Origin of the sequence: Halomonas sp. AOP7-E1-9 (assembly GCF_052376035.1) — a bacterium.
Taxonomy (GTDB): domain Bacteria; phylum Pseudomonadota; class Gammaproteobacteria; order Pseudomonadales; family Halomonadaceae; genus Vreelandella; species Vreelandella citrativorans.
On record NZ_JBQSVC010000021.1, the window covers coordinates 1 to 23,857 of the forward strand.

Consider the following 23,857-nt stretch of genomic DNA (forward strand, 5'->3'; position numbering starts at 1 on the left):
TCGAAAGCTATTCATACACTGGATCTGCGTGATTTAAGATAGAAAATCATTAAATCCAGCAGTGATACGCTCAATCCACCAAGCTCACTTTTGGCCAGTAAAGGGCCAATCCACTTTTCATCTACGAAGCCACGCCGTAAGCGACATGCTGAACGATAGGCACGCTCTTCCAGGCGCTCTCACCAGCTAGTAGCTCAGAAAAAATTGCGGCAACGAAAAAACAGGGCTGGTCTTGTTAGAAAAGGTACTGAGAAGAAGACAGGGTGGAAAGCCTCAGAAGCTATCAAAAGGTTTTCACCATACTTTCATGAGTAGCTTGCCTGAAGCCTTCATGTCGAAAATAATTTGAATTTTCGACATGAAGTAAAACTAGATAAGTCAAATCATAAAGAAACGATTAATCCCTTATTCACTACTGAGATTAAGCGAAGCTTCCAGGCTTTGTTTCGCCATGAAAGCTTCTGCTGTTGAGCGCTGCGGATCTACTTCAGAAAGCCAAGCTAAAACATCAGAGAGTCGGTACCTGACATTACGTCCACGACGCACGAACCGTGGAGCGGGCTCTCCTAACAGCAATCCAGTCACCCTACTTTTACGTGCAGTCGAAGGGGCCGCAGGAATCAAGCTGGGAAAGACGGCGCTTTCAGGCAATTCAATCAGCTCCGGACTGTAGCCTTGATGGTAAAGGCGAAATGCGTTATCCAAGATGTCTTCACTTTTCTTTTTGGTCATGACGGGAGCTCCTAGTAATTTACCCTTGTCATGTTGCCCAATCGAACTCTCAGCTTGTTGGGTGTAACTTACCCATTTTCGCAATTGAACAGCTGTACTTTTTTGGCTGGCTGCGTTGTCTGCATTTCGGGTGATTACTTCTAGTCCATCAAGGTATGCGGCGCGGTTTTACAAAATCATTTTAACCGATCCCTCTTCGTCTCACGCGATTTGCTTCTGCGGTTGCCGATAGGATTGCGGGGGGCGAAAAAGGCAAACTGTTGTTGCCAGCTGCGCCTTCTTGTTTCCGACGCGTGCCACCTATTTGCTACCTAAAATCTAACAAAACAAAAACGGCCACTTTAGCAATTAGCTAAGTGACCGTTTTATATGTCTTTTTTGGTCGGAGTGACAGGATTCGAACCTGCGACCTTTGCAACCCCATTGCAACGCGCTACCAAGCTGCGCCACACTCCGATGTCTTGTGCATTTCCCTCAAGACGGTGCGTATACTATCGCTTTATGCGCCAAATGAAAAGTTCTTTTTGCGCTTTCTTTTCAAGTATTTGGCATTAGGCATGGTCTGCATCTAGCAACAGGCGGTGCATCGCGTCATACACGCCGGGCGCAGTCACCAGCAGTTCATTAGGATACAGATCCTCAGGCACGCCTTCTGGAACGGTACCCAAGTGCCCTACGCTTGCCCCAGCTTCCCGGGCAATAACCCAGCCAGCAACAAAGTCCCAAGGCGAAACGCTTTCATAATAAGCACCCAAGCGTCCGCAGGCCACATCACATAAGTCCAACGCTGCTGCTCCATTGCGTCGTACATCTCGACAATGCGCCAGTACTTCATTCAAGCGTGCTAGTAGTTTTTGGCGGGCCTCTTTTTGATAAGGAAAGCCTGTACCTACCAGGGTTTCAGCTAGCCTCGTTACCTTACTGGCCTGGATAGGTTGCTGATTGCAATAAGCGCCCTGTCCTTCTGCCGCACTGAAAGTTTCATCCAGGAAAGGCGCATAGACCACACCCACCTTGGCTACCCCCTCTTCCATCCACCCAATGGACACCGCAACATGCCGTAACCCTTGCGCAAAGTTGACGGTGCCATCAATGGGGTCTACCACCCAAAGTTTAGAAACATCGGCATTTAACGCATGCGCGGGGGATAGTTCTTCACTGAGGAGCGCTTCATCAGGGAAGTAAGTGTTTAATCGTTCTCTTATTAACTGATCGACGGCCACGTCAACATCCGTAACTAACTCATCACCCGCTTTGAGCCGTTGTGAAAATGACTGGTCTGCGCGTGCCTGACGAATGAGCTCTCCTGCCTCATGGGCGATAGAAACGGCTACATCCAGGCGCTCTTTCAATGTATGCATTGCTCTTCTTTCCTTATACGCATTGCGAGGACGTTGAGCATAGTCACACAATATGACTTTTTAAGTCACGATGATGCAATAAAAGCGAGAAAATTAACGCAGTGCATTCACCAGAATATCTACTACTACACGCGTGGCCGCCTCAATCAACACTACATCAGCGCCTACTCGCTCCCATTCATAGCCAGGATAGCGCGGCAAGTGGTCGGCCAATGGACCGTCAAAGCGTTTTGCGATACCGGGTGGCAGCGGTTTGCCACGCTGAATTTGTCGTTGAATGCCGGGAGGCAGTGATTCAGCAGCGGGTGCATTATACTGGCGTAGCAGGCGCAGTAGCTCGCGTTCATTGACGCGTGGCAAATCCACATATCGCTTATTGTGGCTTTCACGCTTCGAACGTGAGCTTGCTTGCTGATGCCGCTGCTCTTGCCCATTATCGCGTACCCCATGGGCTGGCGCGTGGGCAGGCGGCTGTGCAAACGTGTTGCTGGCACCTATCAATCCTCCCAGACAGCTTACCAACACGGCTAGACTCGTTCGCTTCATTTGAAAACCTCTCACTAAACATATTGGCTAACACGGTTGCTTGTAGTGTAGTGAGGAAATACGCACAGAGTATGGAAATATAAAGATCATACGGGGTCTTTTAACATCCACTCCCTATCGGATACTAAGTGCCCACCACCACGATTTTTCCCGCTTCGATATTAATAATGCCCCCGCGCGTTGAAGTAATTCCTGATACATTCTTATTTACGTCATTACTCGTAAACGCTTCAAACAGCTCTTGTTTATAGCTATCAGTGCTAATATCACAGGCTTGAAAGCTGAAATCATCAGAAATAGCTGAGTCTGATTGAGCTGTTTTGGACAGCGAATAATTTACCAATGCCATACTCCGATAGGAAGCCAGCTCTCCCTCGCAGGCGGTTAAAGACGCTTTATCAAGGTAATTCCCATACTGGGGCACTGCCACTGCCATCAAAACGCCTACGATAGCAATGACGATCATGAGTTCTATCAATGTGAAGCCATCTTCGTCCCCTTTGATCTTGCCGCTATGCTTATCCAAGCTGCCCCCTGTTTATCGACATCACGCACATTTTTATTGAAATTACTAACTAGTCTTACAGCAGTATCACAGATACAATACTAATCATAATTAATCAATTTATTAGCCGAAAAATAGCGTTTTAATTTATGAGAGCAGGCGAATTATTGTTTGTTAGCAATCTTTCATGAGCAACAATTAATACTCTAATATCAAAAGCTTAAGAGATCATCTTTTTCGAGATTATTGATGGAATTTGAAGGATTAGCCAAGCGTTTAATTAACAGCGAGCTGCTAAGCATCGACCAGGCCGAAAAAGCAGAAACAGCGTCACTCGCCTTGGGAGTATCATTATTACGCTATGTAGCTGAACAAAGACTCGTGGACGCTAGCGCCGCCGCTTCTGCAGCTGCCTGGGAATATGGCTTTCCAGTGATTGATTTAGAGACTCTTCAGCTAGAAGCGCTGCCCACAGCTACCAGCTTTCCTGTCCATCTTTTAACATCCTTAAAAGTCCTGCCTCTGGCTCAACGGGGGCGTCATCTCACGGTCGCCATTTTCTGCCCATCAGTCCTGTCTCAACTTGATGAGCTAACATTCTCTCTAGATGTCGTTAGCATTGAAGGAATTTTGGCCCCGTTCGATCAGCTTGAGACCGTATTAAATAGCTACCTCACCCATCATAAATATGCCTCTTTAGGTTCCATCAAGCATCTGCCTGATTATAAATTGGCCTCTGAAGATGACGATTTTCAGCTTGAGGACATGGCCCAAAGCATAGAAGACGGGCCTGTCGTTGAATTCGTTAATAAAGTACTGCTGGACGCTATTGATCGGGGTGCTTCAGACATTCACTTCGAGCCCTATGAGCAACACTACCGTATTCGATTCAGGATTGACGGCGTGCTTATTGAAGTTGCTCAGCCACCACTGACAATGCGAAATCAGATAGCAGCACGCTTGAAGATCATGGCTCGCCTTGATATCTCGGAGCGTCGCCTTCCACAAGATGGAGCCATTAAATTCTCGGCAAAACGCCATCAAACGTTAGATTTGCGTATCAATTCATTGCCGACCGTTTACGGCGAGAAGGTCGTATTACGTCTGCTTGATCCTACCTCTCTTCAGCTTGGCATTGACCAATTGGGCTTTTCAGATACCCAGAGGGGGCTCTATGAAAAAGCACTCAAACAGCCCCAGGGAATGATTTTAGTCACAGGCCCTACTGGCAGTGGTAAAACGGTCTCACTCTATACGGGCATCGCACTACTCAATCAAGTAGAGCGGAATATCTGCACGGCAGAAGATCCTGTTGAAATCAAGGTAGCAGGTATTAATCAAGTGAACGTGCTACCCCACATTGGACTGGATTTTGCCAATGCACTGCGCGCCTTTCTCCGTCAGGATCCTGACGTAGTGATGGTAGGTGAAATACGCGATCTTGAAACGGCAGAGATTTCAATAAAAGCAGCACAAACAGGTCATCTTGTACTTTCAACCGTGCATACCAATTCTGCGGCAGATACCCTGACTCGCTTATGCAACATGGGAGTATCGCCGTTTAACATTGCAAGTTCGGTGAGCCTGATTATTGCACAACGCTTAGCTCGAAAATTATGCAGTCATTGCAAACAGCCTACAAACATCCCCATGGATGCCCTATCCAGCGAAGTTACCAATGAAGATACCCTTCAACAAGCAACCTTTTACCGTGCTGAAGGATGCAAAAAATGCACACATGGATACAAAGGCCGGGTGGGTATCTATGAAGTGGTTCCCGTTTCCGAAACAATTCGGCAGCTCATTATGCACAACGCGTCCGCACTTGAAATTAACGAGCAGATCAAAAAGGAAGGACATGCCAGCCTTCGCCAAAGCGGCTTTTATTACGTTATCCAAGGCATTACCAGCCTGGAGGAAATTAATCGTGTCATTAAGGAGTAACGTTTGACTCGATATGCCGTTAAACGTAAAGCCAAGTCACCCCGCTTGTATCGCTGGAAATGGACAGGGACGGTGGGCCAAACACGTTTACTACATGGTGAAATTATCGGCCACAGCAAGGTCGCCGTTACCGCCGAGCTACGTAAACAAAATATTGACGTGCGGCGTGTCGCTAAAAAAAGCGACCTGAGTAGCCAAGGACGTATAAAGCCTCGCGATATCATGATTTTTTCACGCCAGATGGCAACGATGATTCAAGCGGGCATCCCCCTATTACAGGCTTTTCAGGTAGTGGCTGAAAGCCTGAAAAAACCGTCGATGGTGGCGCTTGTTCATCAGCTAACCAATGACGTAGCATCAGGGACAAGCTTTTCTGACGCCTTACGATACCACCCTCAATATTTTGATCGTTTGTTTATTAATCTGGTTGATGCAGGCGAACAGTCCGGCACACTTGACAAAATGTTAGAGCAAAATGCGGTTTATAAGGAAAAACTAGAGTCCCTAAAGGGGCGTGTCAAAAAGGCGTTGTGGTATCCGACGACCGTTTTGCTGACCGGCATCGCGATTACACTGCTATTACTTATTAAAGTGGTACCTCAGTTTGAAAGCATGTTTCAAAGCTTTGACGCTGAGCTACCGGCGGTGACACAGCTAACCGTCGACTTATCGATGCTGGCCCAACAACTATGGCTACCTTTACTGGGAACAGCCACAACAGTGATTCTATTGCTGCGATGGCTGACGCGCCGCTCTCCAGCGCTTGTCTACCTGCTTCATCGCCTTTTGCTACGCATTCCAGTTATCGGCAACATCATTGATAAAGCAGCTGTTGCACGATTTTCCCGTACCTTGGCCACGACGTATGCATCCGGCATTCCTCTGGTAGAAGGGCTTGCAACTGCGGCTGGCTCAACGGGCAATAAGGTATATGAACAAGCGGCACTCCAGACACAAAAGGAGGTAGCAACAGGTCAGCAGCTGCATTTTTCAATGCGAATGACCAACCGTTTCCCTTCTTTAGCGATCCAGATGGTAAGCATTGGTGAAGAAGCCGGTGCCCTTGATACCATGCTCCACCGTGTAGCCAGTTACTACGAAGAAGACGTCGATAACCAGGTGGATGCGCTGACGTCTTTAATGGAGCCCCTCATTATCATTGTGCTGGGCATTTTGGTGGGGGGAATCGTCGTTTCTATGTATTTACCTATTTTTAATCTGGGTACCGTCATCTAGGTATTCTGAGGAGCATTATGAGTTCTCTTACGCTGAGCACCGGCCTGGTGGTTTGTTTGCTGGGCCTCTGCTTGGGTAGCTTTGCAAACGTTGTTATCACTCGTCTTCCTGTCATGCTAATGCGTCACTGGCGGCTTGAGGCTCGTGCGGCTCTTGAGCTGCCTATGGAACAAGCACCTCGCTTTAATATTGCGACACCTCGCTCACAATGCCCACGCTGCGAGAGTTCCATCGCCTGGCACGATAATATTCCCTTAATCGGCTGGGTTAAACGACGCGGCCGCTGTGCAAACTGCCACACCCGCATTAGCTTGCAGTATCCCCTTGTAGAATTAAGCAGCGGTGTACTGGCCCTAACAGTTGCGCTTCTGCAGGGCATAAACCTCTCCAGCCTGTTTATTTATGCAGCCTGCGTAACCCTTCTCGTACTGGCCGTGATCGATCTTCGCACCTACTTGTTACCGGATATTCTCACCCTTCCCTTGCTGTGGGCTGGCCTTGTCTATCAGCTCTTATTTCAGCCCTACTTATTAACCAATGCCGTCGTTGGTGCAATGGCGGGTTACCTGATCCTTTGGAGTTTTTACTGGCTATTTAAACTAACCACTGGAAAAGAGGGCATGGGGTATGGTGATTTTAAGCTTCTTGCCGCTCTTGGCGCTTGGTTGGGTTGGAGCTTCCTGCCCCTGCTCTTACTGCTCTCAGCCGGGATAGGTGCTGTTGTAGGCGTTGTGGCACAGACACGCTTTCCACACTTACGTGGCGCACCGCTTCCTTTTGGGCCTTTTCTCGCGTTAGCAGGCTGGGCATGCCTCCTGGCAGGACATGACCTTATCGCCCTTTATTTGTCCTTTTTCCCTGGGGTTTAATACAAACCAAGACGGTATATTGCATCTCATGTCCAAAGCGGCGCCTACATGGGCACAATGCACTATAGGTGCCGACTTTCTACGTAAAAACACGTAAAATAGCGTTTTAAAGAACGCAATAAAGGGTAGCTATGATTATTGGCTTAACCGGAGGCATTGGTTCGGGTAAATCAACCGTAGCGCGCGCGTTTGAATCGCTAGGGGCCAGCTGGGTAGATGCAGATATCGTTGCCCGTGAAATTGTGGCACCAGGTGAGCCTGCCTTAAGCGCTATTATTGATTATTTTGGTTCAGATATTGTCAAGCAAGATGGAACGCTTGATAGAGCCGCTTTGCGTTCAATTATCTTTGAAGATCCACCCAAGCGTGAATGGCTAGAGTCGCTTACTCATCCGGTTATCAGAGAACGGTTAGTTGCTCATTTAACCTCTCTATCCCACGATTCACCCTATGTACTTCTCGTTTCACCGTTACTTTTTGAGTCAGGACAAAACATGCTGGTCGCTCGAACAATTGTGGTTGACGTGCCCGCCGATGTTCAACTTTCCAGAACACTCGCTCGTGATGGCGTAAGCCCTAAACAGGTACGTGCCATTCTTGCAGCGCAAATGTCTCGTGAAGAGCGCTTGGCTAACGCCGACGATGTGATAGATAACAGCGGAGATTATGACTTTATGATGCGTCAGGTTGAGCGTCTGGACAGTATTTATCGCACTCGTTAATTCAATTTTATCTATATATTTCAGGATTGTTATGACTCACCCTGCTAATGATACTCCCATGGAAGTTAACTGCCCCCACTGCGGCCAAAAAGTGGCTTGGGCACCAGAGAGCACCTACCGCCCTTTTTGCAGCAAGCGCTGTCAATTAATTGATTTTGGCGCATGGGCTGAAGAGTCCCACCGTATCGCAGGCGAGCCAGCCATGGATGAGGCCGACCTGGATACCCTCCTGGCCCAAGCGGATAAAGATGCGCCTCTTTCTTAACGAATGGTTTTCACGGTGAGGTAAGTATTGGTCATGCAAGAGCCCGATGTAACCGCTTATCACTTATTGCATGAGCTTGATAAACGATTTGATAATCTGGTTTGCGCTATTGAAGCGGCGCTGGTGCTTTATGAAAGGCAACGCCCGGCGGCGTGGGTCATGCATCAGCCGTCCGTCGAATTAAACTGGCTGCGAAATGCACTGCTGGATATGTGGCACCTGGAAGGCCAGGACGGTCGTGAAACGCGTAATTACATAGGAGTGATTGCCGCTGGCACTCCCCTTATTGAGGCAGTTGGCACTATTAACCATGCTAAAACAGCAATTAGCGAGTTAATCCATAGGATAAAAGAGCTCTCTCCAAAAGCATTCGGAGAAATCAAGCAACGCCTGCCACAACGCCACCCTCAAGTAGATAATGTATTGCGCCGTACCGGGCTTGCCAAACTCCACCTGAAACAGTGTTGGCGACAAATACCGATTGCTGAAGCTCCGGTTTCGCGTATACGGCTTGCCTGGTACAGCAGCGGGCGCTCTATCAAGCGTCTCAGCGTGCAGGAAGCGGAGAAAAAGCTAATGCAACTGGATACCGAAGCGCCGCATATACGTATTCAACTGCGCAAGCTGGCTAGCCTTCCTGGCGACGAAGCGTTGGCACAAGTACAAGCGCAGGCGCCTTTGATGCGGGCGAACCTTTTTTTTACTGAGCCTTTACTCGACGGGCACTCACGGCGGGCGCTCAATATTGCCATGCCGCTGTTTGTGCCCGCTCCTGACCAACGCCTGCCCCATATCAACTTGCCGCCGCTACACCCCCCTACGGAACGCACACGGGCAAGAAGGCGCGATGAAAAGCTTGAGCACGAAGCGTTTTTACCCAGCTTGCGTATTTATCGCTACCGATCCTGATCAAAGGCCTAGCCACCAGAGAGCTCAGGCGGCGCTTGATGTTGTGGCCAGAGCTCATAAAACAACAGCGTTGAAATGAGTTCGTGCAGCTCCTGGTCCGATTGGTTGTACTCATCCATTAACGCTTTCAAGCGCTCTCCAAACAAGCGCTCTCGTTCTTGTGAGCGTTTTACTGCGTCATCTTCTTCTAACGCTGCCAATGAGCGTACCGGTGGCCCGGTTGGAATATCGAAGTCACTCTTAGGATCTTCCAACTGGCGCAAAGCTTGCGCAAATGCATCATCCAACTCACGAAACTTACGCAGCTTGTCACGTTCATCCGACTGTTTTGGAGTTTTGTGATATTTCATTGATGTTTCATTCATACCTTACTTGAAATGGTCGAAGTACCGCCACAACAGGTATTTCCACAAGAGATACCCAATGCCGCACAGCCAGCCTGGAAGTCTGCCGTGCATCTCGGTGCAGTGGAATTACCACCAAGCGGTGACAACAGGTTATCGGCCAATGCCAATAGCCTTACGAGAAAAGGTTCAACGTATCATTCACTAAAAACGTATAGGGCGTAAACGACAAAGCCTATATGCCGGCTAACTCACATCCCCGGAAACGCTATTAAAGGCACAGCTATCCAATAGCGTTTTAAAGGCAAGACGAGCAGCCACAGAACCGTACACAAAAAAAATCAAACAATAGTCAACACGATACGATGGGGCAAGCTATATGCACAAGCAACCCATGTATGCCAGACAGCAACTCGATATTCCCGGACAGCGCCCGCCTTTCAATAGCGATATCAAATCAGGCCAAGCCTGTTTTTAATAAACCATAAAAGAGCGTAGTGTACAAACAGAATACTCTCCACCCCTTTGCTCTTACCAGCATAAAACAGCAGCGAGACCGGTCTACTGCCGAGCCGATAGAAGCAGTTGAATATGCCACGGAGCTAGACAAGGAACGACTACAGGCTACTTAGCATGTTCATACAAAACCGTATTGCCAGAAAGGCGACGCGATGGGCTCAACAGATAGCCAGTATTGGGCGCATACCCGGAAATAGCAATGGTACTCACCGTATGCTGCATCAAATAGCCCATGAAGGCACGCCAACCGTCTAGCCTAGCTCGCAAGCGCCATGCATGCCTATGGCGACGCTATCCTTCCTGCAAGCTATGTCACAGCAACGACACGGCCATATCAGCGACACGATTACCAAACACGCTAAATAATTTCAAGCTGGCAAAGAGTGCAGCACTAACTTTTGCGGCGCTAAGCTAACGGGAGATATTTTTTTAATATTGAATAGCTATCGGGCCTATTGTGAGCCGCGCACCGGAAATCTGCCTCTTGTTAAAGCAAAACCGGCATTTCTTAAGAGAAGTGCCGGTAGTTGCTAATTAATCTTCCATGCTTTCCAGCCAGGACTCAACAGTTTCGTTACCGTATTCATCCTTCCAGCTACGCAAACCTTTATGGTTACCACCACGGGTTTCGATAATTTCGCCCGTATTGGGGTTTTTATACGTTTTTAGGCGACGCTTACGGCGACTAGCATTATTGCTGCCAGAAGCCTTGGTGCCACGTTGATCGTTTGTCGGATCCAGCAGGGCGATAACATCTGCAGGACGCTTACCAAATTCATTCATTAGCGCTTCAAGCTTAGCCTTGAATTCCAACTCGCTTTTTAAACGCTGGTCTCCTTCAAGACGCTGCAAGTCTTCTTGCAACTGCTTAAGTTGCTGCTCTTTTTGGATATATTCGTTTAGAAGTGACATGGGGAGTCCTTATACTTCAGATTTATCTTCTGGATATTGAATTGACACTCATCATATCCATTAGTTCAGAATGCGCGCTCATTATTACTTTAAAAGCACTAATTGACAATAGTCTAGTGTACTTTCATTCAATTACTAAGAGGTTTTTTAAGCGAATAGCGTAGATTTAAAAGTTTTTAAGCAGGTTGGTAAATCTAATTTAATACAACTAACTGGCTTAGAAAACAGCTTGTTAATAAGCAAAAAAGCGCCGCCCATAGGGCGACGCTTCTTAGAACCAGCGACTAAATAGCTTAGTCTTGGCCCATCTGCTGCTTGATCAGATCACCGATGGTGGTCGGGCCACCAGCTTCGGGTTCCTGGTCACGCAGTTTCTTCAGGTTCTGACGAGTATCGTCCTGCTCTTTCGCTTTGATCGACAGATTAATCTGACGGCTCTTGCGATCGACATTGATGATACGCGCTTCAACACTGTCGCCTTCATTCAGCACATTGCGCGCGTCTTCAACGCGGTCAGCACTGATTTCAGAGGCTTTGAGGATGGCAATAACATCGGTTGCCAGCTCAACGTGTGCTTCTTTTGCGTCTACTTCAACAATACGGCCAGTCACCATGCTGCCCTTATCGTTAACAGACAGGTATTCAGCAACAGGATCGGAATCCATTTGCTTGATACCTAAAGAGATGCGCTCACGCTCAGGATCGATAGACAGAATAACGGCTTCGGCTTCATCACCTTTCTTGAAGTTACGAACCGCTTCTTCGCCAGTTTCTGTCCAGGAAATGTCGGACAGGTGAACCAGACCATCGATACCACCTTCAAGGCCGATGAAGATACCGAAGTCAGTGATTGACTTAATGGTACCTGAAACACGGTCGCCCTTGTTGTATTCAGCGTTGAACGTTTCCCACGGGTTAGCAGTACACTGCTTGATACCCAGAGAAATACGACGACGCTCTTCGTCGATATCCAGCACCATGACGTCAACATCGTCGCCCACTTGGACAACTTTAGACGGATGGATATTTTTGTTGGTCCAGTCCATTTCAGAAACGTGAACCAGGCCTTCAACGCCCTCCTCCAGCTCAGCAAAGCAGCCGTAATCGGTCAGGTTAGTGACCACAGCGTGTACTTTGGTGCCTTCCGGGTAACGCTGCTTAATGTTGACCCACGGATCTTCGCCCAATTGCTTCAGACCCAGTGAAACGCGGTTGCGCTCACGGTCAAACTTAAGCACTTTAACGTTGATTTCATCGCCAACAGCAACGATTTCAGACGGGTGCTTAATACGCTTCCACGCCATATCGGTAATGTGCAGCAGGCCGTCAACACCACCCAGATCTACGAACGCGCCGTAGTCTGTCAGGTTCTTAACGATACCTTTGATCTGCTGGCCTTCTTGCAGCGTTGCCAGCAGCGCTTCGCGCTCGGCACTGTTTTCAGCTTCAAGTACAGCACGACGAGAAACAACAACGTTATTACGCTTCGGATCAAGCTTGATGACTTTAAAGTCCAGCTCTTTATTTTCCAAATGCGCAGTATCGCGAACCGGACGTACGTCGACCAAAGAACCCGGCAGGAAGGCACGGATAGAGTCGACATCGACAGTGAAGCCGCCTTTGACTTTACCGTTGATCACGCCTTTGATGATTTCGTCTTTCTCGAAGGCGGCTTCCAGAATCTTCCAAGCTTCTGCGCGCTTGGCTTTTTCACGGGACAGACGCGTTTCACCGAAGCCATCTTCTACGGCTTCTAGTGCAACGTGAACGTCGTCACCGATAGCGATGTTTAACTCGCCATTTTCATCGCGGAATTGTGCCGCCGGGATCTGGCCTTCAGATTTCAGACCAGCATTGACGGTAACCCAGTCGCCATCGATGTCGACAACTTGAGCCGCGACGATAGCGCCTGGCTCCATGTTAATGTCGTTAAGGGACTGTTCAAACAGTTCAGCAAAGCTTTCGCTCATGGTTTTCCTACGTGATCAACGTTGTTGAGGCATAAATGCCTTCTCCGTACCACCAGCGAGTACGGGCCTAATGTCACTCTGCCTTTGGAGGTGTTAACGCTGGTTAGACCTGACCGGGCTCTCTGATATGAACGATCATATGAACTGCCGCCCTGCCATGTCATGACACCTTTCCAAAAACGCCGCAAGGGAGAATCAGGTGCCGGATGCTAACCCTTTTTGGGCAAGCAATTCCGCCAACCGTTCAACCACTTCCGGTATGCTCAGACGCGTGGTATCAAGCGTAATGGCATCATCTGCCAGCTTGAGAGGTGCCACGCTGCGCTGCGTGTCGCGTGCATCGCGTGCCTGAATCTCCTTCAAAAGACTCGAAAGACTAGCATTCATACCCGCTTCCTGCAACTGAAGATGGCGGCGACGCGCTCGTTCCTCAGCACTAGCAGTTAGAAATATCTTTAGCGGCGCGTCTACAAATACGACGGTGCCCATATCACGGCCATCTGCGACAAGGCCTGGCGCCTTCTGAAAATCTCTTTGCCGCTGAAGCAGAGCCGCGCGCACAGCGGGAAGCGCAGCCACCTGGGAAGCCAACTCGCCAGTGTGCTCGGTCCGGATTGCCTGGCTTACCTCATCACCTTCAAGCAGCGTGCGGGGCTTACCATTTTCGATGGGAAATGCCACATCCAGCGATTCGGCTAATGCAGCAACAGCCGCTTCATCATCAAGCGCAATACCATGCTTAACCGCCGCGGTGGCGGTTAGCCTGTATAACGCTCCGCTGTCGAGCAAATGCCAGCCTAAACGCTCGGCAACCAAACTGCTGATGGTTCCCTTGCCTGCCCCACCTGGCCCGTCAATGGTCAGAACAGGGATAGGCTTAGTCATTCTCGCCCTCCACGTTAACCCCCATGCCGATTTTATTGGCAAGCTCAACGAAGGTTGGGAACGACGTAGCGACATTGGCGCAGTCATCAATAATAATGTCATCACTTGCGCGTAGTGCGGCAATGGCAAAGGCCATAGCGATACGATGGTCACCTAAACTATTAACGCGCCCACCACCGTAGCTTGCAACCTCGGCATTGGCGTTACCGATAATATCGATTCCGTCGTCAACCACGGTATGTTCAACGCCCAAAATCGCCAACCCGTCAGCCATGGCCTGAATACGGTCAGACTCTTTGACACGTAGCTCTTCTGCACCACGAAGACGCGTGGTGCCAGCAGCATTTGCCGCCGCAATAAACAGCGCAGGGAACTCGTCAATCGCCAAGGGCACTTGATCCACCGGGATATCAATACCTTTCAAGGGTGCATAGCGGATACGAATATCAGCAACCGGCTCGCCACCCACTTCAGCTTCGTTAAGAAGTTCAAGGTTGGCGCCCATTAACGTAAGAATATTAATAACACCGATGCGAGTCGGGTTGATACCGACATGCTCCAGGGTGATATCAGCACCCGGCGTTATTGCAGCCGCCACCATAAAGAACGTTGCCGATGAAATATCAGAAGGAACGTCAATGGGGCCAGCGCTCAAGGCACCGCCACCTTGCAACCAACAGGTGTCCCCTTCGCGTGACACAGAATAACCAAAACCATTAAGCATACGCTCGGTATGGTCACGCGTTGGTGCCGGCTCACGCACCCGCGTCTCACCTTCAGCATAAAGCCCAGCCAACAGCAGGCATGATTTCACTTGAGCACTTGCCATAGGCATATCGTAGAAAATACCTTTGAGCGCCGCGCCACCTTTAATTTTAAGCGGCGGCCGACCACCTTCAGCCGTCTCAATGGAGGCACCCATCAACCGCAACGGGTCCGCCACGCGCCCCATGGGGCGTTTGGTTAGCGACTCATCGCCGGTAAGCTCGCTATCAAATGCCTGCCCGGCTAAAAGCCCCGAGAACAGGCGCATCGCCGTTCCTGAGTTACCCACATAGAGCGGCCCGGCCGGAGCCTTAAGCCCCTTCATTCCCACGCCATGGATAGTGACACACCCATGGTGAGGCCCCTCAATCGCAACGCCCATCTCACGAAACGCTTGCAGCGTCGCCAGGCTATCTTCACCTTCAAGAAACCCTTTGACCTCGGTGACGCCTTGAGCCAGCGCTCCTAGCATAATAGAGCGGTGTGACATCGATTTGTCACCCGGCACGCGCAAATGGCCTTTCGCCTGGCCGCCGGGCCGAACTCGGTAGGTTACCTTGCCTTGTGGTTGCATATTGTATTCCGCTTGGTAGCTGGTTTTATTCAATAACGTATCAAAGTAATGGCGTGCGTGGCTGGCACGATCAAAGGTCGCAATAAGGGCATCGCTATCGCCTCGCTCAATCGCGTGACGTAACTGAGCCAGGCCTTCTTCAAAATCATCTAAAGATGCCAGAACCGCCTCACGGTTAGCCGTAAAAATATCCCGCCACATGACCGGGTCGCTGCCTGCGATGCGCGTAAAGTCGCGAAAACCACCGGCGGCATAACGGAAAATCTCAAGCCGCTCATCCTGACGGGCTAGCGTATCCACCAGAGAAAAAGCCAGTAAGTGGGGTAAATGACTAGTGCGTGCAAGGACCTGATCATGGCGCTCAACGTCCATCTCCAACACATTCGCGCCGCAGGCCTGCCACAACGCACGCACGCGCGCCAACGCATCACAATCGACCCCTGGCTCAGGCGTCAAAATAACGTTGTGATCAGCAAAAAGCCGCGGATTAGCTGCCGCCACACCACTCTTTTCTGACCCCGCAATAGGATGCCCCAACACCATATTGGCTGGCACCGCACCAAACACACGCTCGGCGCAGTCACGAATAGTGGCTTTGGTACTGCCCACATCGGTTAGCACCACATTGGCCGCCGCTTGCGAAAGCACGCCTGCCAACGATGCCATCACCGGCTCCATGGCAAGCACGGGCACCGCGAGGACGATCATGGTCGCGCCTGCCACCTGGTCAGCGAGAGTGACGCCCCCCGTATCGATTAACCCCATCTCGACACCGCGAGCGATTTCATCTTCGCTGGGATCGCAAGCCACAATCACGCCATTAAACCCTGAGGCGCGCAGCGCTGCTGCGAGTGACCCACCAATCAAGCCGAGACCAACGATCAATAGCCGCTGTTCATTACAGGAAGGTGCTTCAACGACCGATGATGCCATAGCGGTCACAGCACGCCCTGCGGATAGGAACCTAAAACGCGAAGTTCCGAGGCGCGCAACCTTACCTCTTCCAACACGGCAGCAACGCGCGGTTCGTCAGCGTGGCCCTTAAAATCGATAAAGAAAACATAGTTCCATACGCCCGTACGTGATGGGCGCGTCTCGATGCGCGTTAAATCAATATTATGCCGATGGAAAGGCTCAAGCAGGTCGTGCAGTGCACCAGGTTGGTTACGCATGGCCACGACAATGGAGGTTTTATCATCCCCTGCCATTGGCACACGCTCACTACCAATAATCAAAAACCGGGTCGAGTTATCCGGGCGGTCTTCAATTTTGTCAGCTACGCGCTCAAGCCCATACAGTTTGGCCGCCATATCACCTGCAATGGCCGCACTGTGCCATTCAGTTTTGACCAGCTTGGCAGCCTCTGCATTCGAGGAAACAGGAACCCGTTCGGCGTGTGGGTAATGTGCATCCAGCCACTTTCGGCATTGACCAAACGACTGGGGATGCGAATAAATGCGGGAGATTTTATCGCGACGCGTCGTATCACTGATCAGCAGGTGATGGTGAATGCGTAGCACCACCTCGCCACAAATATGGATAGACGAATCCATAAACGTATCGAGGGTATGATTTACAACGCCTTCTGTTGAATTTTCAACAGGCACTACGCCATAGTTAACGGCACCCGCTTCTACTTCACGAAACACTTCATCGATAGCTGCCATGGGTAGGCTAATGGCGCTTTCGCCAAAGTGCTTTAGTGCCGCCTGCTGAGTAAACGTCCCTTCAGGACCCAGATAAGCGACTTTGATCGGCTGCTCAAGTGCCAAGCAAGCCGACATGATTTCTCGAAACAGCCGCGCCATTTCTTCAGAATCCAGCGGCCCCTTGTTAAGCGACATAATCCGTCGCAGCACTTGCGCTTCACGCTCAGGACGATAAAACACCGCATCCTTATCGTGAGCCAGCTTTACATGCGCCACTTTTTGAGCACAGTCAGCGCGCTCACTGATCAGGCGTAGTATATCGCCATCAAGTTGATCGATACGTTGGCGCAGGTCGTCCAGATTGATCGACGAGTCGGACATGATTATTAGCCTCTTCGCTGTTCAAAATCAGCCATAAAAGCAACCAGCGCATCAACGGCTTCTTCGGGTACTGCGTTATACAAGCTGGCACGCATACCGCCCACGCTACGGTGCCCCTTTAGATTCAGTAGCCCCGCTTGGTCGGCCTCTTGCAAGAACGCTTTATCGAGGGCTGAATCAGCCAGCACAAACGGCACGTTCATACGCGAGCGATTAGCCACTGCAATGGGGTTGCTATAGAAATCGCTGGCATCAATCGCGCCATAAAGCTTTGCTGCTTTACGCTGATTAATGGCATCCATAGCCACCAGGCCACCGACATCATCACGTAACCACTGGAATACAAGCCCTGCCAGGTACCACGCATAGGTTGGCGGCGTATTCACCATTGACCCAGCGTCTGCGAGCATTTGGTAATCAAACAGCGACGGAGTATTGGGGACCGCCCGGCCGAGCAAATCATCACGCACTACGGCAAGGGTTAGACCTGCCGGCCCAATATTTTTTTGGGCCCCAGCAAAGATAACGCCAAAGTCTGCAACATTAATGGGCTTGGACAAAATATTGGAGGACATATCACAGACCAACGGCACATGCTGGCCATCTTCACGTACAACCTGCGGCGTATAGTCAAATTCAAGCCCGCCAATCGTCTCATTGGAGGTGTAGTGCAGATAGGCCGCATCCGCACTTAGCGTCAACGCATCCTGGGAAGGTACAGCCACATGCCCACCCGCCTCACTGTTTCCAGCCAAGTGGCATGCATAGCCAAGTCGCTTGACTTCGCTAATCGCTTTTTTGCCCCAAATGCCCGTTTGGATAAAGTTGGCACTACCGCCCTGGCCCAGCAGGTTCATTGGCAGCATGGCAAACTGCATGCTGGCGCCCCCCTGCAGGAACAGCACCTTATAGTTGTCGGGCACACTTAGCAGCTGACGGAAATCGGCTTCCGCCTGCTCAGCAATGGCTATAAATTCATCGCTGCGATGGCTCATCTCCATAACGGATAAGCCACGCCCTTGGTAATCTACCAGCTCGTTGCGGGCTCTTTCGAGCACCGCAACAGGCAGGGCCGCTGGCCCTGCACAAAAGTTATAGTGACGTGTCATCAGTCGCCGTATCCTGTGCGCTGTCGCCCGCGTTGTCTGGCTCACCCTCTTCATCCAGTGCTTCAAGCTCACTGTCACCAGGCTCATCAACACGAACTGTTTTAACCAGTTTTTCTTCTTTACCCAGACGGATCAGCATAACGCCCTGGGTGTTGCGTGAGGTGGTAGACACCTCTTCCACACGCGTACGTACCATCGTCCCGCGGTCTGTAATCAGCATCATCTCATCGCTGTCATAAACCTGCATGGCCGCCACAAGGGCACCGTTACGCTCGCTGGTCTGCATGGCGATAACCCCTTGGCCACCACGACCGCGCAGCGGGAACTCTTCCAGGCGTGTGCGCTTGCCATAACCATTTTCGCTGGCCGTTAGAATGTAGATCTGGCCTTCTGCCTGGGTGCTTTCAGCAACGGTTTCTTCTGCCACATCAACATCCGTATCAGCCTCAGCATCAATCTGCTGACTCTTGGGAATGATCAGACTGATAACCTCAGCACCCTCTGCCAAGCGCATGCCACGCACACCGCGAGCGGTACGGCCCATTGCGCGAACATTGCCCTCTTCAAAACGGATCGCCTTACCGTTAGAAGAGAGCATCATGGCGTGGTCAGCGCCTGACGTAATAGCAGCACCCACCAGGCGGTCGCCCTCTTCAAGGTCAATGGCAATCAGGCCAACGCTGCGCGGACGCGAGAACTGCTCCAGGCTGGTGCGTTTCACCGTACCATTGGCGGTCGCGAAGAAAATATAGTGCTCAGGGTCGTAGTCACGCACCGGCAAGATGGCGTTAACCGACTCACCCTCTTCAAGCGGCAGCATATTGACCAGCGGTTTACCGCGCGAACCACGGCTCGCTGAAGGCATCTCGTAAACTTTCAGCCAGTACACTTTACCGCGGTTGGAGAACAGCAGAACGGTGTCATGGGTCGACGCGACGAGCAGATGCTCAATCACATCCTCATCTTTCATCGATGTTGCCGACTTACCGCGCCCACCACGCCGCTGTGCCTGGTAATCCGAAAGCGGCTGAGTTTTGGCATAGCCGGAACGCGACACGGTCACCACCATGTCTTCTTCGGCGATCAAATCTTCAATTGAGAGATCCAGATGGCTTGCCTGAATCTCTGTACGCCGGTCATTACCATACTGGTCGCGCACGGCATGCAGCTCTTCACGAATCACTTCCATTAGCCGGTCGGCCGAGGCAAGAATTTCGGTGAGTTCTGCAATTTTCTCAAGAATAGAGAGGTACTCATTGAGCAGCTTCTCAGTCTCAAGACCGGTCAGACGATGTAGGCGCAGCTCAAGGATAGCTTGCGCTTGAGCAGGCGATAGGCGGTATTCGGTCGCGGAAGGATTAAGGCCAAAGCTTTCATCCAGCTCTTCGGGCTTGCACGAGGTAGCGCCTGCACGCTCAAGCATGCCGGTAACCTGCCCCGGTTGCCATGTTTTCGCCAGCAGCTTCTCTTTCGCCTCGGCTGCGCTGGGCGAGGCTTTGATCATCTCGATGATGTCGTCAATGTTCGAGATAGCCACCGCCAGACCTTCAAGAAGGTGACCACGCTCACGGGCTTTTTTAAGCTCAAAGAGCGTCCGGCGCGTCACTACCTCACGGCGGTGACGGATAAACGCCTCTAACATCTCTTTTAGGTTCAACGTGCGGGGCTGGCCATTCTCCAACGCCACCATGTTGATACCAAACACATTTTGAAGCTGTGTCTGAGCAAAGAGATTATTAACGACGACTTCACCCGATTCGCCACGTTTAATCTCAATAACCACGCGCAAGCCGTCCTTGTCCGACTCGTCGCGCAGTTCGGCAATGCCTTCGATCTTTTTCTCTTTAACCAGCTCGGCGATTTTTTCAATCAAGCGCGCCTTGTTCACCTGATAAGGCAGCTCGGTAATGATGATGTGGTCACGGCCGGTTTTATCATGGTGCTCAATTGTATGGCTAGCGCGCACATGGATGCGGCCACGCCCGGTGCGATACGCATCTAAAATGCCAGCGCGGCCGTTGATAATCCCCGCCGTGGGGAAATCAGGGCCAGGAATGTACGCCATCAAGTCATCCACCGACAGCGTGTAGTCATCAATCAGCGCTAAACAGCCGTCAATCACTTCGCGCATATTATGCGGCGGAATATTGGTTGCCATGCCCACGGCAATGCCCGACGAGCCGTTAATCAGCAGGTTGGGAACTTTAGTAGGCAAAACGGCAGGGATGCGTTCGGTGCCGTCGTAGTTATCGACCCAATCGACGGTATCTTTCTCAAGATCGGCAAGAAGCTCGTGCGACAGACGCGACATGCGCACTTCGGTATAACGCATGGCAGCAGCGTTATCACCATCGATAGAACCGAAGTTACCCTGGCCATCGACCAGAACGTGGCGCATTGAGAAGTGCTGCGCCATACGTACGATAGTGTCGTAAACCGCACTATCACCATGCGGGTGATATTTACCGATGACATCGCCGACAACACGCGCCGATTTCTTGTACGGTTTATTCCAGTCATTCCCCAGTTCATGCATGGCGAAGAGCACACGCCTATGAACAGGTTTCAAACCGTCACGCACATCGGGTAGCGCGCGGCCGATAATGACACTCATCGCATAGTCGAGATACGACTGTTTGAGCTCGTCTTCAATATTGACGGGCAAGATTTCTCTGGCGATGTCACCCATGAAAGTCAGATCCTTTGCACTGCATTGGCACTGCGAGAGTTGAAAGCGCTAAAAGTACCGCCTTTAAAAAAAGACGATGCGCAGATACTGCTACATCATACCACTGCATCCGCACCAAGGGCAGCCAGGACACTCCCCTTGATTATTAAGGCGTAAACTGCTCTTTGGTAAGTAGTAATGCATTCAGCCGCTCGGCAAGCTCATTTTCAATCACCGAGGCTTTATTCGCCCGCATATCGAGAAGCACAAACGTAAGATCGGCCTGTGCAACTAATACGCCATCGCTGCGATAGATGCGGTGATGACACAGCGCACGGCGTTCTCCTACCTCGACGATCCCCGTCAGAACAGTCAGGTCATCGCCCTGAACGGCGGCGGCGCGGTAGTCAATATTCAGGTTCACCACCACAAATGCCCGCCCCGCCTGATGGAGCTCACTAATCATCGCTGGGTGCTCATCAAAAAACGCCCAGCGCCCCTCCTCCATAAACTCAAGATAGCGTGCATTATTGACATGCCCGTAGCCGTCCAAGTGGTAGCCACGTACACGCAGCTGAACGCGAGAAGGTAATACCGTCATCACAACTCCTTTTAATAAACACAAGCGCAAGCCAACAGGCTCATTAGCCACTACCTCAATCAAACACAGGTTTAAAACACATACAACTTATACCTAAGCGGCAAGGTGCTGGCAGGAACGCCCCGCTTTCGACATAATGTGCCACCTTTTGGATAGGACTGGTGACATGTGGTTTAAGCACCTGCATTTATATCGCCTACATGGCGCCCCTGAGCTCGACAGTTCAACGCTTGCCGACGCATTGCAAGCACATGCGGCCAAACCGCTCGGCAATGCGGATGCTCGCCGACTAGGCTGGACAGCACCAGCAGGCCGCCTTGGCGGCGGTCAACTGCTACACGAAATTCAGGGCCACCGGCTGTTATCCGTACTGCGTCAAGAACGCCTGCTACCTGCCTCTGTTGTCAAAGAGGAAGTCGACGAGCAGGTCGCTGATATAGAAGCACGCGAAGGTCGCAAGGTGACTCGCAAAGAGAAAACCGCGCTTAAAGAGCAGGTGACGGAAGCGCTTCTGCCTCGTGCCTTTGTACGCAGCCAAAAAATTGACCTTTGGTGGGACACACGACGCCACTTGATCGGCATCAATGCCAGCTCTCGTACCCGTGCTGAAGACTTGCTAGACCTGTTACGAGAAACCTTAGGCAGCCTCAAGGCAACGCCCTTGTCATCCCAAACACTGCCTATTCGTGCGATGACGACATGGCTTGGCGACCCCGCAAGCCGCCCGGCAGATTTACAGCTGGGTGACCAGGTGGAACTTAAAGCCAAAGGCGACGATGGCGTACTCCGCGCTCGCCAAGTCGACCTGGATAGCGATGAGATACAGCAGCTACTTGAGAGCGGACGCCAGGCAAGCAAGCTCGCCATGAGCCTTGAAGGCCGATTGAGCTTCGTTTTGCATGATGACCTGGCTCTGAAATCGTTGCGTTTTGGTGATGCCTTGATTGAAGAGGCCGACCATGCTGACGACGGCGATGACGCTCTGGCCCGGCTTGAAACCGACTTTATTTTGATGGCCCAAGCGTTATCCAATGACATTGTTCGTCTGATAGAGTGGCTGGGTGGTGAAAACAAGCAGGAACCTGCTGCCCCGTTAGGTAACTAAAGGGTTGATCGCGCTGCTATGAATTGTTCTTTATTGTTTATCATCCAACGGATCGCATGACTCATCACAACGACGCACCCAACGCACTGAACGCCGCTGACCCATGGGCGGATATACGCCCTTATACAGACAACGAAGTGGCCGATGTTCTCGCGCACCTGGCCCGCGATAGCGAGCTTCTTGATGCGCTTACTCGTTTTCGCCTTCCCCGCATGGCGCGCTGGGTTCCGCCGCTTGCCCGAAAGCTTGCAAGCCACGCGATACAGCGTGAAGTAAAAGGTGTGGCAACGGTGCGCGATTTTCAAATGCGCATCGCAAGCTACATGGATCGCATGATCCGCACCACTACCGACGCGTTTGAAGTGGCAGGCTTGGACAAGCTCGACCCAAATAGTGCTTATCTGTTTATTGGTAACCACCGGGATATTTCGCTCGACCCCGCGTTCGTTAACTACGCACTCTACCAGGCGGGCCGCGATACGGTGCGCATTGCCATTGGCGACAACCTGCTTAAAAAGCCCTATGTCACCGATCTAATGCGGCTCAATAAAAGCTTTATCGTCCCCAGAAGTGCGCGCGGAAAGCGTGCAATGCTGGCAGCGTACCAACAGCTTTCTGCTTATATTCGTTACTCAATTACCGATGACCAGCACTCCATCTGGATGGCTCAGCGTGAAGGCCGCGCCAAAAACGGCATTGACCGCACCGACCCCGCTATTATCAAGATGCTGACCATGGCCAAGCGTAATGCCGAGCGAGACATGATGTTTGGTGAAGCGGTAGCCGAACTCAAGCTGGTGCCTGTCTCGATTAGCTATGAATATGACCCTTGCGACGTGCAAAAAGCGCAGGAGCTACACGACGTGGCAACAGAAGGTAGCTATGCTAAAAGTGAATTTGAAGATATTCGCTCTATCGTTGCTGGCATTACCGGTGATAAAGGCAGAGTACAGCTGCGTTTTGGCTCCCCGGTAGGCGCCGACATGGCGACTCCCGATGAAGTAGCCGCAGAGATTGATCGTCAGGTTATCGGTGGTTACCGCCTCTTCCCAAGCCACTATTTAGCCCTGGAAGCACTCGGTGAAGCGCCGGAGTTAGTTGCCCGTAAAACCATCACTCGCCAGGACCGCGAACGCTTCCAGGCGCGAATGGCGGCGGTGCCGGAGAATCTGCGTCCTTACTGGCTGGCTCAGTATGCCAATCCGGTAAAACACAAAGCAGGCCGTTTAACGTTAACGTAGTAGGCTAAATCACTGGTCTAAACGTAGACAAGCCATACTCGCTGC

21 protein-coding genes and 1 tRNA gene are annotated in these 23,857 nt (G+C 51.1%); 8 read left to right on the plus strand and 14 right to left on the minus strand.

What is annotated here, in order from left to right; genetic code table 11:
* Nucleotides 1–405 precede the first annotated feature (405 nt).
* From ACT3R4_RS12100 to ACT3R4_RS12120, 5 genes are all read right to left on the minus strand, one after another.
* The gene (locus tag ACT3R4_RS12100; RefSeq protein WP_441679164.1) at nucleotides 406–732 is read right to left on the minus strand and encodes a hypothetical protein; all 327 of its coding nucleotides are present in this window, start codon (nucleotides 730–732) and stop codon (nucleotides 406–408) included.
* A 379-nt stretch (nucleotides 733–1,111) separates the two neighbouring features.
* Nucleotides 1,112–1,188: transfer RNA gene (locus tag ACT3R4_RS12105), tRNA-Pro, on the minus strand.
* A 95-nt stretch (nucleotides 1,189–1,283) separates the two neighbouring features.
* A complete protein-coding gene (locus tag ACT3R4_RS12110; RefSeq protein ID WP_172116560.1) occupies nucleotides 1,284–2,093 on the minus strand; it encodes an inositol monophosphatase family protein in 810 nt (269 codons plus the stop codon).
* Between the two features lie 93 nt (nucleotides 2,094–2,186).
* Complete coding sequence (locus ACT3R4_RS12115; protein WP_441679165.1) at nucleotides 2,187–2,639, minus strand: anti-virulence regulator CigR family protein; 453 nt, start codon at nucleotides 2,637–2,639, stop codon at nucleotides 2,187–2,189.
* A gap of 124 nt (nucleotides 2,640–2,763) precedes the next feature.
* The gene (locus ACT3R4_RS12120; RefSeq protein ID WP_441679166.1) at nucleotides 2,764–3,165 is read right to left on the minus strand and encodes a pilin; all 402 of its coding nucleotides are present in this window, start codon (nucleotides 3,163–3,165) and stop codon (nucleotides 2,764–2,766) included.
* 228 nt (nucleotides 3,166–3,393) lie between these two features.
* On the opposite strand from ACT3R4_RS12120, the gene pilB reads away from it, so the two are divergent.
* From pilB to ACT3R4_RS12150, 6 genes are all read left to right on the plus strand, one after another.
* Nucleotides 3,394–5,088, plus strand: a complete 1,695-nt coding sequence (gene pilB, locus ACT3R4_RS12125; RefSeq protein WP_441679167.1) for a type IV-A pilus assembly ATPase PilB — start codon at nucleotides 3,394–3,396, stop codon at nucleotides 5,086–5,088.
* A 3-nt stretch (nucleotides 5,089–5,091) separates the two neighbouring features.
* Nucleotides 5,092–6,324 carry a type II secretion system F family protein gene (locus ACT3R4_RS12130; protein WP_441679168.1) on the plus strand — a complete coding sequence of 411 codons (1,233 nt, stop codon included), beginning with the start codon at nucleotides 5,092–5,094 and terminating at the stop codon, nucleotides 6,322–6,324.
* A gap of 17 nt (nucleotides 6,325–6,341) precedes the next feature.
* A complete protein-coding gene (locus ACT3R4_RS12135) occupies nucleotides 6,342–7,193 on the plus strand; it encodes a prepilin peptidase (RefSeq protein WP_441679169.1) in 852 nt (283 codons plus the stop codon).
* Between the two features lie 131 nt (nucleotides 7,194–7,324).
* Nucleotides 7,325–7,915, plus strand: a complete 591-nt coding sequence (gene coaE / locus ACT3R4_RS12140) for a dephospho-CoA kinase (RefSeq protein ID WP_441679170.1) — start codon at nucleotides 7,325–7,327, stop codon at nucleotides 7,913–7,915.
* Nucleotides 7,916–7,946: 31 nt separating this feature from the next.
* A complete protein-coding gene (gene yacG / locus ACT3R4_RS12145) occupies nucleotides 7,947–8,180 on the plus strand; it encodes a DNA gyrase inhibitor YacG (protein WP_172116555.1) in 234 nt (77 codons plus the stop codon).
* 33 nt (nucleotides 8,181–8,213) lie between these two features.
* A complete protein-coding gene (locus ACT3R4_RS12150) occupies nucleotides 8,214–9,089 on the plus strand; it encodes a DNA replication terminus site-binding protein (RefSeq protein WP_441679171.1) in 876 nt (291 codons plus the stop codon).
* Between the two features lie 8 nt (nucleotides 9,090–9,097).
* Here the strand turns inward: ACT3R4_RS12150 and ACT3R4_RS12155 are convergent, their stop codons facing one another.
* The 9 genes from ACT3R4_RS12155 to ACT3R4_RS12195 all read right to left on the minus strand — a co-directional run bounded on the left by ACT3R4_RS12155 (nucleotide 9,098) and on the right by ACT3R4_RS12195 (nucleotide 21,466).
* Nucleotides 9,098–9,439, minus strand: a complete 342-nt coding sequence (locus ACT3R4_RS12155) for a hypothetical protein (RefSeq protein ID WP_441679172.1) — start codon at nucleotides 9,437–9,439, stop codon at nucleotides 9,098–9,100.
* Nucleotides 9,440–10,486: 1,047 nt separating this feature from the next.
* Nucleotides 10,487–10,864 (minus strand): histone-like nucleoid-structuring protein, MvaT/MvaU family, encoded by a 378-nt coding sequence (locus tag ACT3R4_RS12160; protein ID WP_441679173.1) that lies wholly within the window; start codon nucleotides 10,862–10,864, stop codon nucleotides 10,487–10,489.
* Nucleotides 10,865–11,157: 293 nt separating this feature from the next.
* Entirely contained in the window at nucleotides 11,158–12,834 is a 1,677-nt protein-coding gene (gene rpsA, locus ACT3R4_RS12165; RefSeq protein ID WP_172116551.1) for a 30S ribosomal protein S1, read from the minus strand.
* A 195-nt stretch (nucleotides 12,835–13,029) separates the two neighbouring features.
* Entirely contained in the window at nucleotides 13,030–13,719 is a 690-nt protein-coding gene (gene cmk, locus ACT3R4_RS12170) for a (d)CMP kinase (protein ID WP_441679174.1), read from the minus strand.
* Nucleotides 13,712–15,991 (minus strand): bifunctional prephenate dehydrogenase/3-phosphoshikimate 1-carboxyvinyltransferase, encoded by a 2,280-nt coding sequence (locus ACT3R4_RS12175; protein WP_441679175.1) that lies wholly within the window; start codon nucleotides 15,989–15,991, stop codon nucleotides 13,712–13,714. The genes cmk and ACT3R4_RS12175 overlap by 8 nt, the downstream gene beginning before the upstream one ends.
* Before the next feature lie 5 nt (nucleotides 15,992–15,996).
* Nucleotides 15,997–17,088 carry a prephenate dehydratase gene (pheA, locus tag ACT3R4_RS12180; RefSeq protein ID WP_441679176.1) on the minus strand — a complete coding sequence of 364 codons (1,092 nt, stop codon included), beginning with the start codon at nucleotides 17,086–17,088 and terminating at the stop codon, nucleotides 15,997–15,999.
* 5 nt (nucleotides 17,089–17,093) lie between these two features.
* Nucleotides 17,094–18,197, minus strand: coding sequence for a 3-phosphoserine/phosphohydroxythreonine transaminase (gene serC, locus ACT3R4_RS12185; protein ID WP_441679177.1), 1,104 nt, complete (start codon nucleotides 18,195–18,197; stop codon nucleotides 17,094–17,096).
* Nucleotides 18,181–20,886 carry a DNA gyrase subunit A gene (gyrA, locus tag ACT3R4_RS12190; RefSeq protein ID WP_441679178.1) on the minus strand — a complete coding sequence of 902 codons (2,706 nt, stop codon included), beginning with the start codon at nucleotides 20,884–20,886 and terminating at the stop codon, nucleotides 18,181–18,183. Before gyrA ends, serC begins: the two co-directional genes overlap by 17 nt.
* 145 nt (nucleotides 20,887–21,031) lie before the next feature.
* Entirely contained in the window at nucleotides 21,032–21,466 is a 435-nt protein-coding gene (locus ACT3R4_RS12195) for an acyl-CoA thioesterase (protein WP_441679179.1), read from the minus strand.
* A 166-nt stretch (nucleotides 21,467–21,632) separates the two neighbouring features.
* On the opposite strand from ACT3R4_RS12195, the gene ACT3R4_RS12200 reads away from it, so the two are divergent.
* Entirely contained in the window at nucleotides 21,633–22,571 is a 939-nt protein-coding gene (locus ACT3R4_RS12200) for a recombination-associated protein RdgC (protein ID WP_441679180.1), read from the plus strand.
* 56 nt (nucleotides 22,572–22,627) lie between these two features.
* Nucleotides 22,628–23,812, plus strand: a complete 1,185-nt coding sequence (locus tag ACT3R4_RS12205; protein ID WP_193053489.1) for a 1-acyl-sn-glycerol-3-phosphate acyltransferase — start codon at nucleotides 22,628–22,630, stop codon at nucleotides 23,810–23,812.
* Nucleotides 23,813–23,857: the final 45 nt, after the last annotated feature.

Excerpts from the sequence above, each read along its gene's own strand:
- yacG (WP_172116555.1), top strand. The coding sequence starts at position 7,947 with ATGACTCACCCTGCTAATGATACTCCCATGGAAGTTAACTGCCCCCAC.
- ACT3R4_RS12150 (WP_441679171.1), top strand. The coding sequence starts at position 8,214 with ATGCAAGAGCCCGATGTAACCGCTTATCACTTATTGCATGAGCTTGAT.
- ACT3R4_RS12205 (WP_193053489.1), top strand. The coding sequence starts at position 22,628 with ATGACTCATCACAACGACGCACCCAACGCACTGAACGCCGCTGACCCA.
- cmk (WP_441679174.1), bottom strand. The coding sequence starts at position 13,719 with ATGACTAAGCCTATCCCTGTTCTGACCATTGACGGGCCAGGTGGGGCA.
- ACT3R4_RS12155 (WP_441679172.1), bottom strand. The coding sequence starts at position 9,439 with ATGAAATATCACAAAACTCCAAAACAGTCGGATGAACGTGACAAGCTG.
- ACT3R4_RS12110 (WP_172116560.1), bottom strand. The coding sequence starts at position 2,093 with ATGCATACATTGAAAGAGCGCCTGGATGTAGCCGTTTCTATCGCCCAT.
- ACT3R4_RS12195 (WP_441679179.1), bottom strand. The coding sequence starts at position 21,466 with ATGACGGTATTACCTTCTCGCGTTCAGCTGCGTGTACGTGGCTACCAC.
- ACT3R4_RS12135 (WP_441679169.1), top strand. The coding sequence starts at position 6,342 with ATGAGTTCTCTTACGCTGAGCACCGGCCTGGTGGTTTGTTTGCTGGGC.
- ACT3R4_RS12160 (WP_441679173.1), bottom strand. The coding sequence starts at position 10,864 with ATGTCACTTCTAAACGAATATATCCAAAAAGAGCAGCAACTTAAGCAG.
- ACT3R4_RS12100 (WP_441679164.1), bottom strand. The coding sequence starts at position 732 with ATGACCAAAAAGAAAAGTGAAGACATCTTGGATAACGCATTTCGCCTT.
- pheA (WP_441679176.1), bottom strand. The coding sequence starts at position 17,088 with ATGTCCGACTCGTCGATCAATCTGGACGACCTGCGCCAACGTATCGAT.
- serC (WP_441679177.1), bottom strand. The coding sequence starts at position 18,197 with ATGACACGTCACTATAACTTTTGTGCAGGGCCAGCGGCCCTGCCTGTT.
- rpsA (WP_172116551.1), bottom strand. The coding sequence starts at position 12,834 with ATGAGCGAAAGCTTTGCTGAACTGTTTGAACAGTCCCTTAACGACATT.
- gyrA (WP_441679178.1), bottom strand. The coding sequence starts at position 20,886 with ATGGGTGACATCGCCAGAGAAATCTTGCCCGTCAATATTGAAGACGAG.
- coaE (WP_441679170.1), top strand. The coding sequence starts at position 7,325 with ATGATTATTGGCTTAACCGGAGGCATTGGTTCGGGTAAATCAACCGTA.
- ACT3R4_RS12200 (WP_441679180.1), top strand. The coding sequence starts at position 21,633 with ATGTGGTTTAAGCACCTGCATTTATATCGCCTACATGGCGCCCCTGAG.
- pilB (WP_441679167.1), top strand. The coding sequence starts at position 3,394 with ATGGAATTTGAAGGATTAGCCAAGCGTTTAATTAACAGCGAGCTGCTA.
- ACT3R4_RS12175 (WP_441679175.1), bottom strand. The coding sequence starts at position 15,991 with ATGGCATCATCGGTCGTTGAAGCACCTTCCTGTAATGAACAGCGGCTA.
- ACT3R4_RS12115 (WP_441679165.1), bottom strand. The coding sequence starts at position 2,639 with ATGAAGCGAACGAGTCTAGCCGTGTTGGTAAGCTGTCTGGGAGGATTG.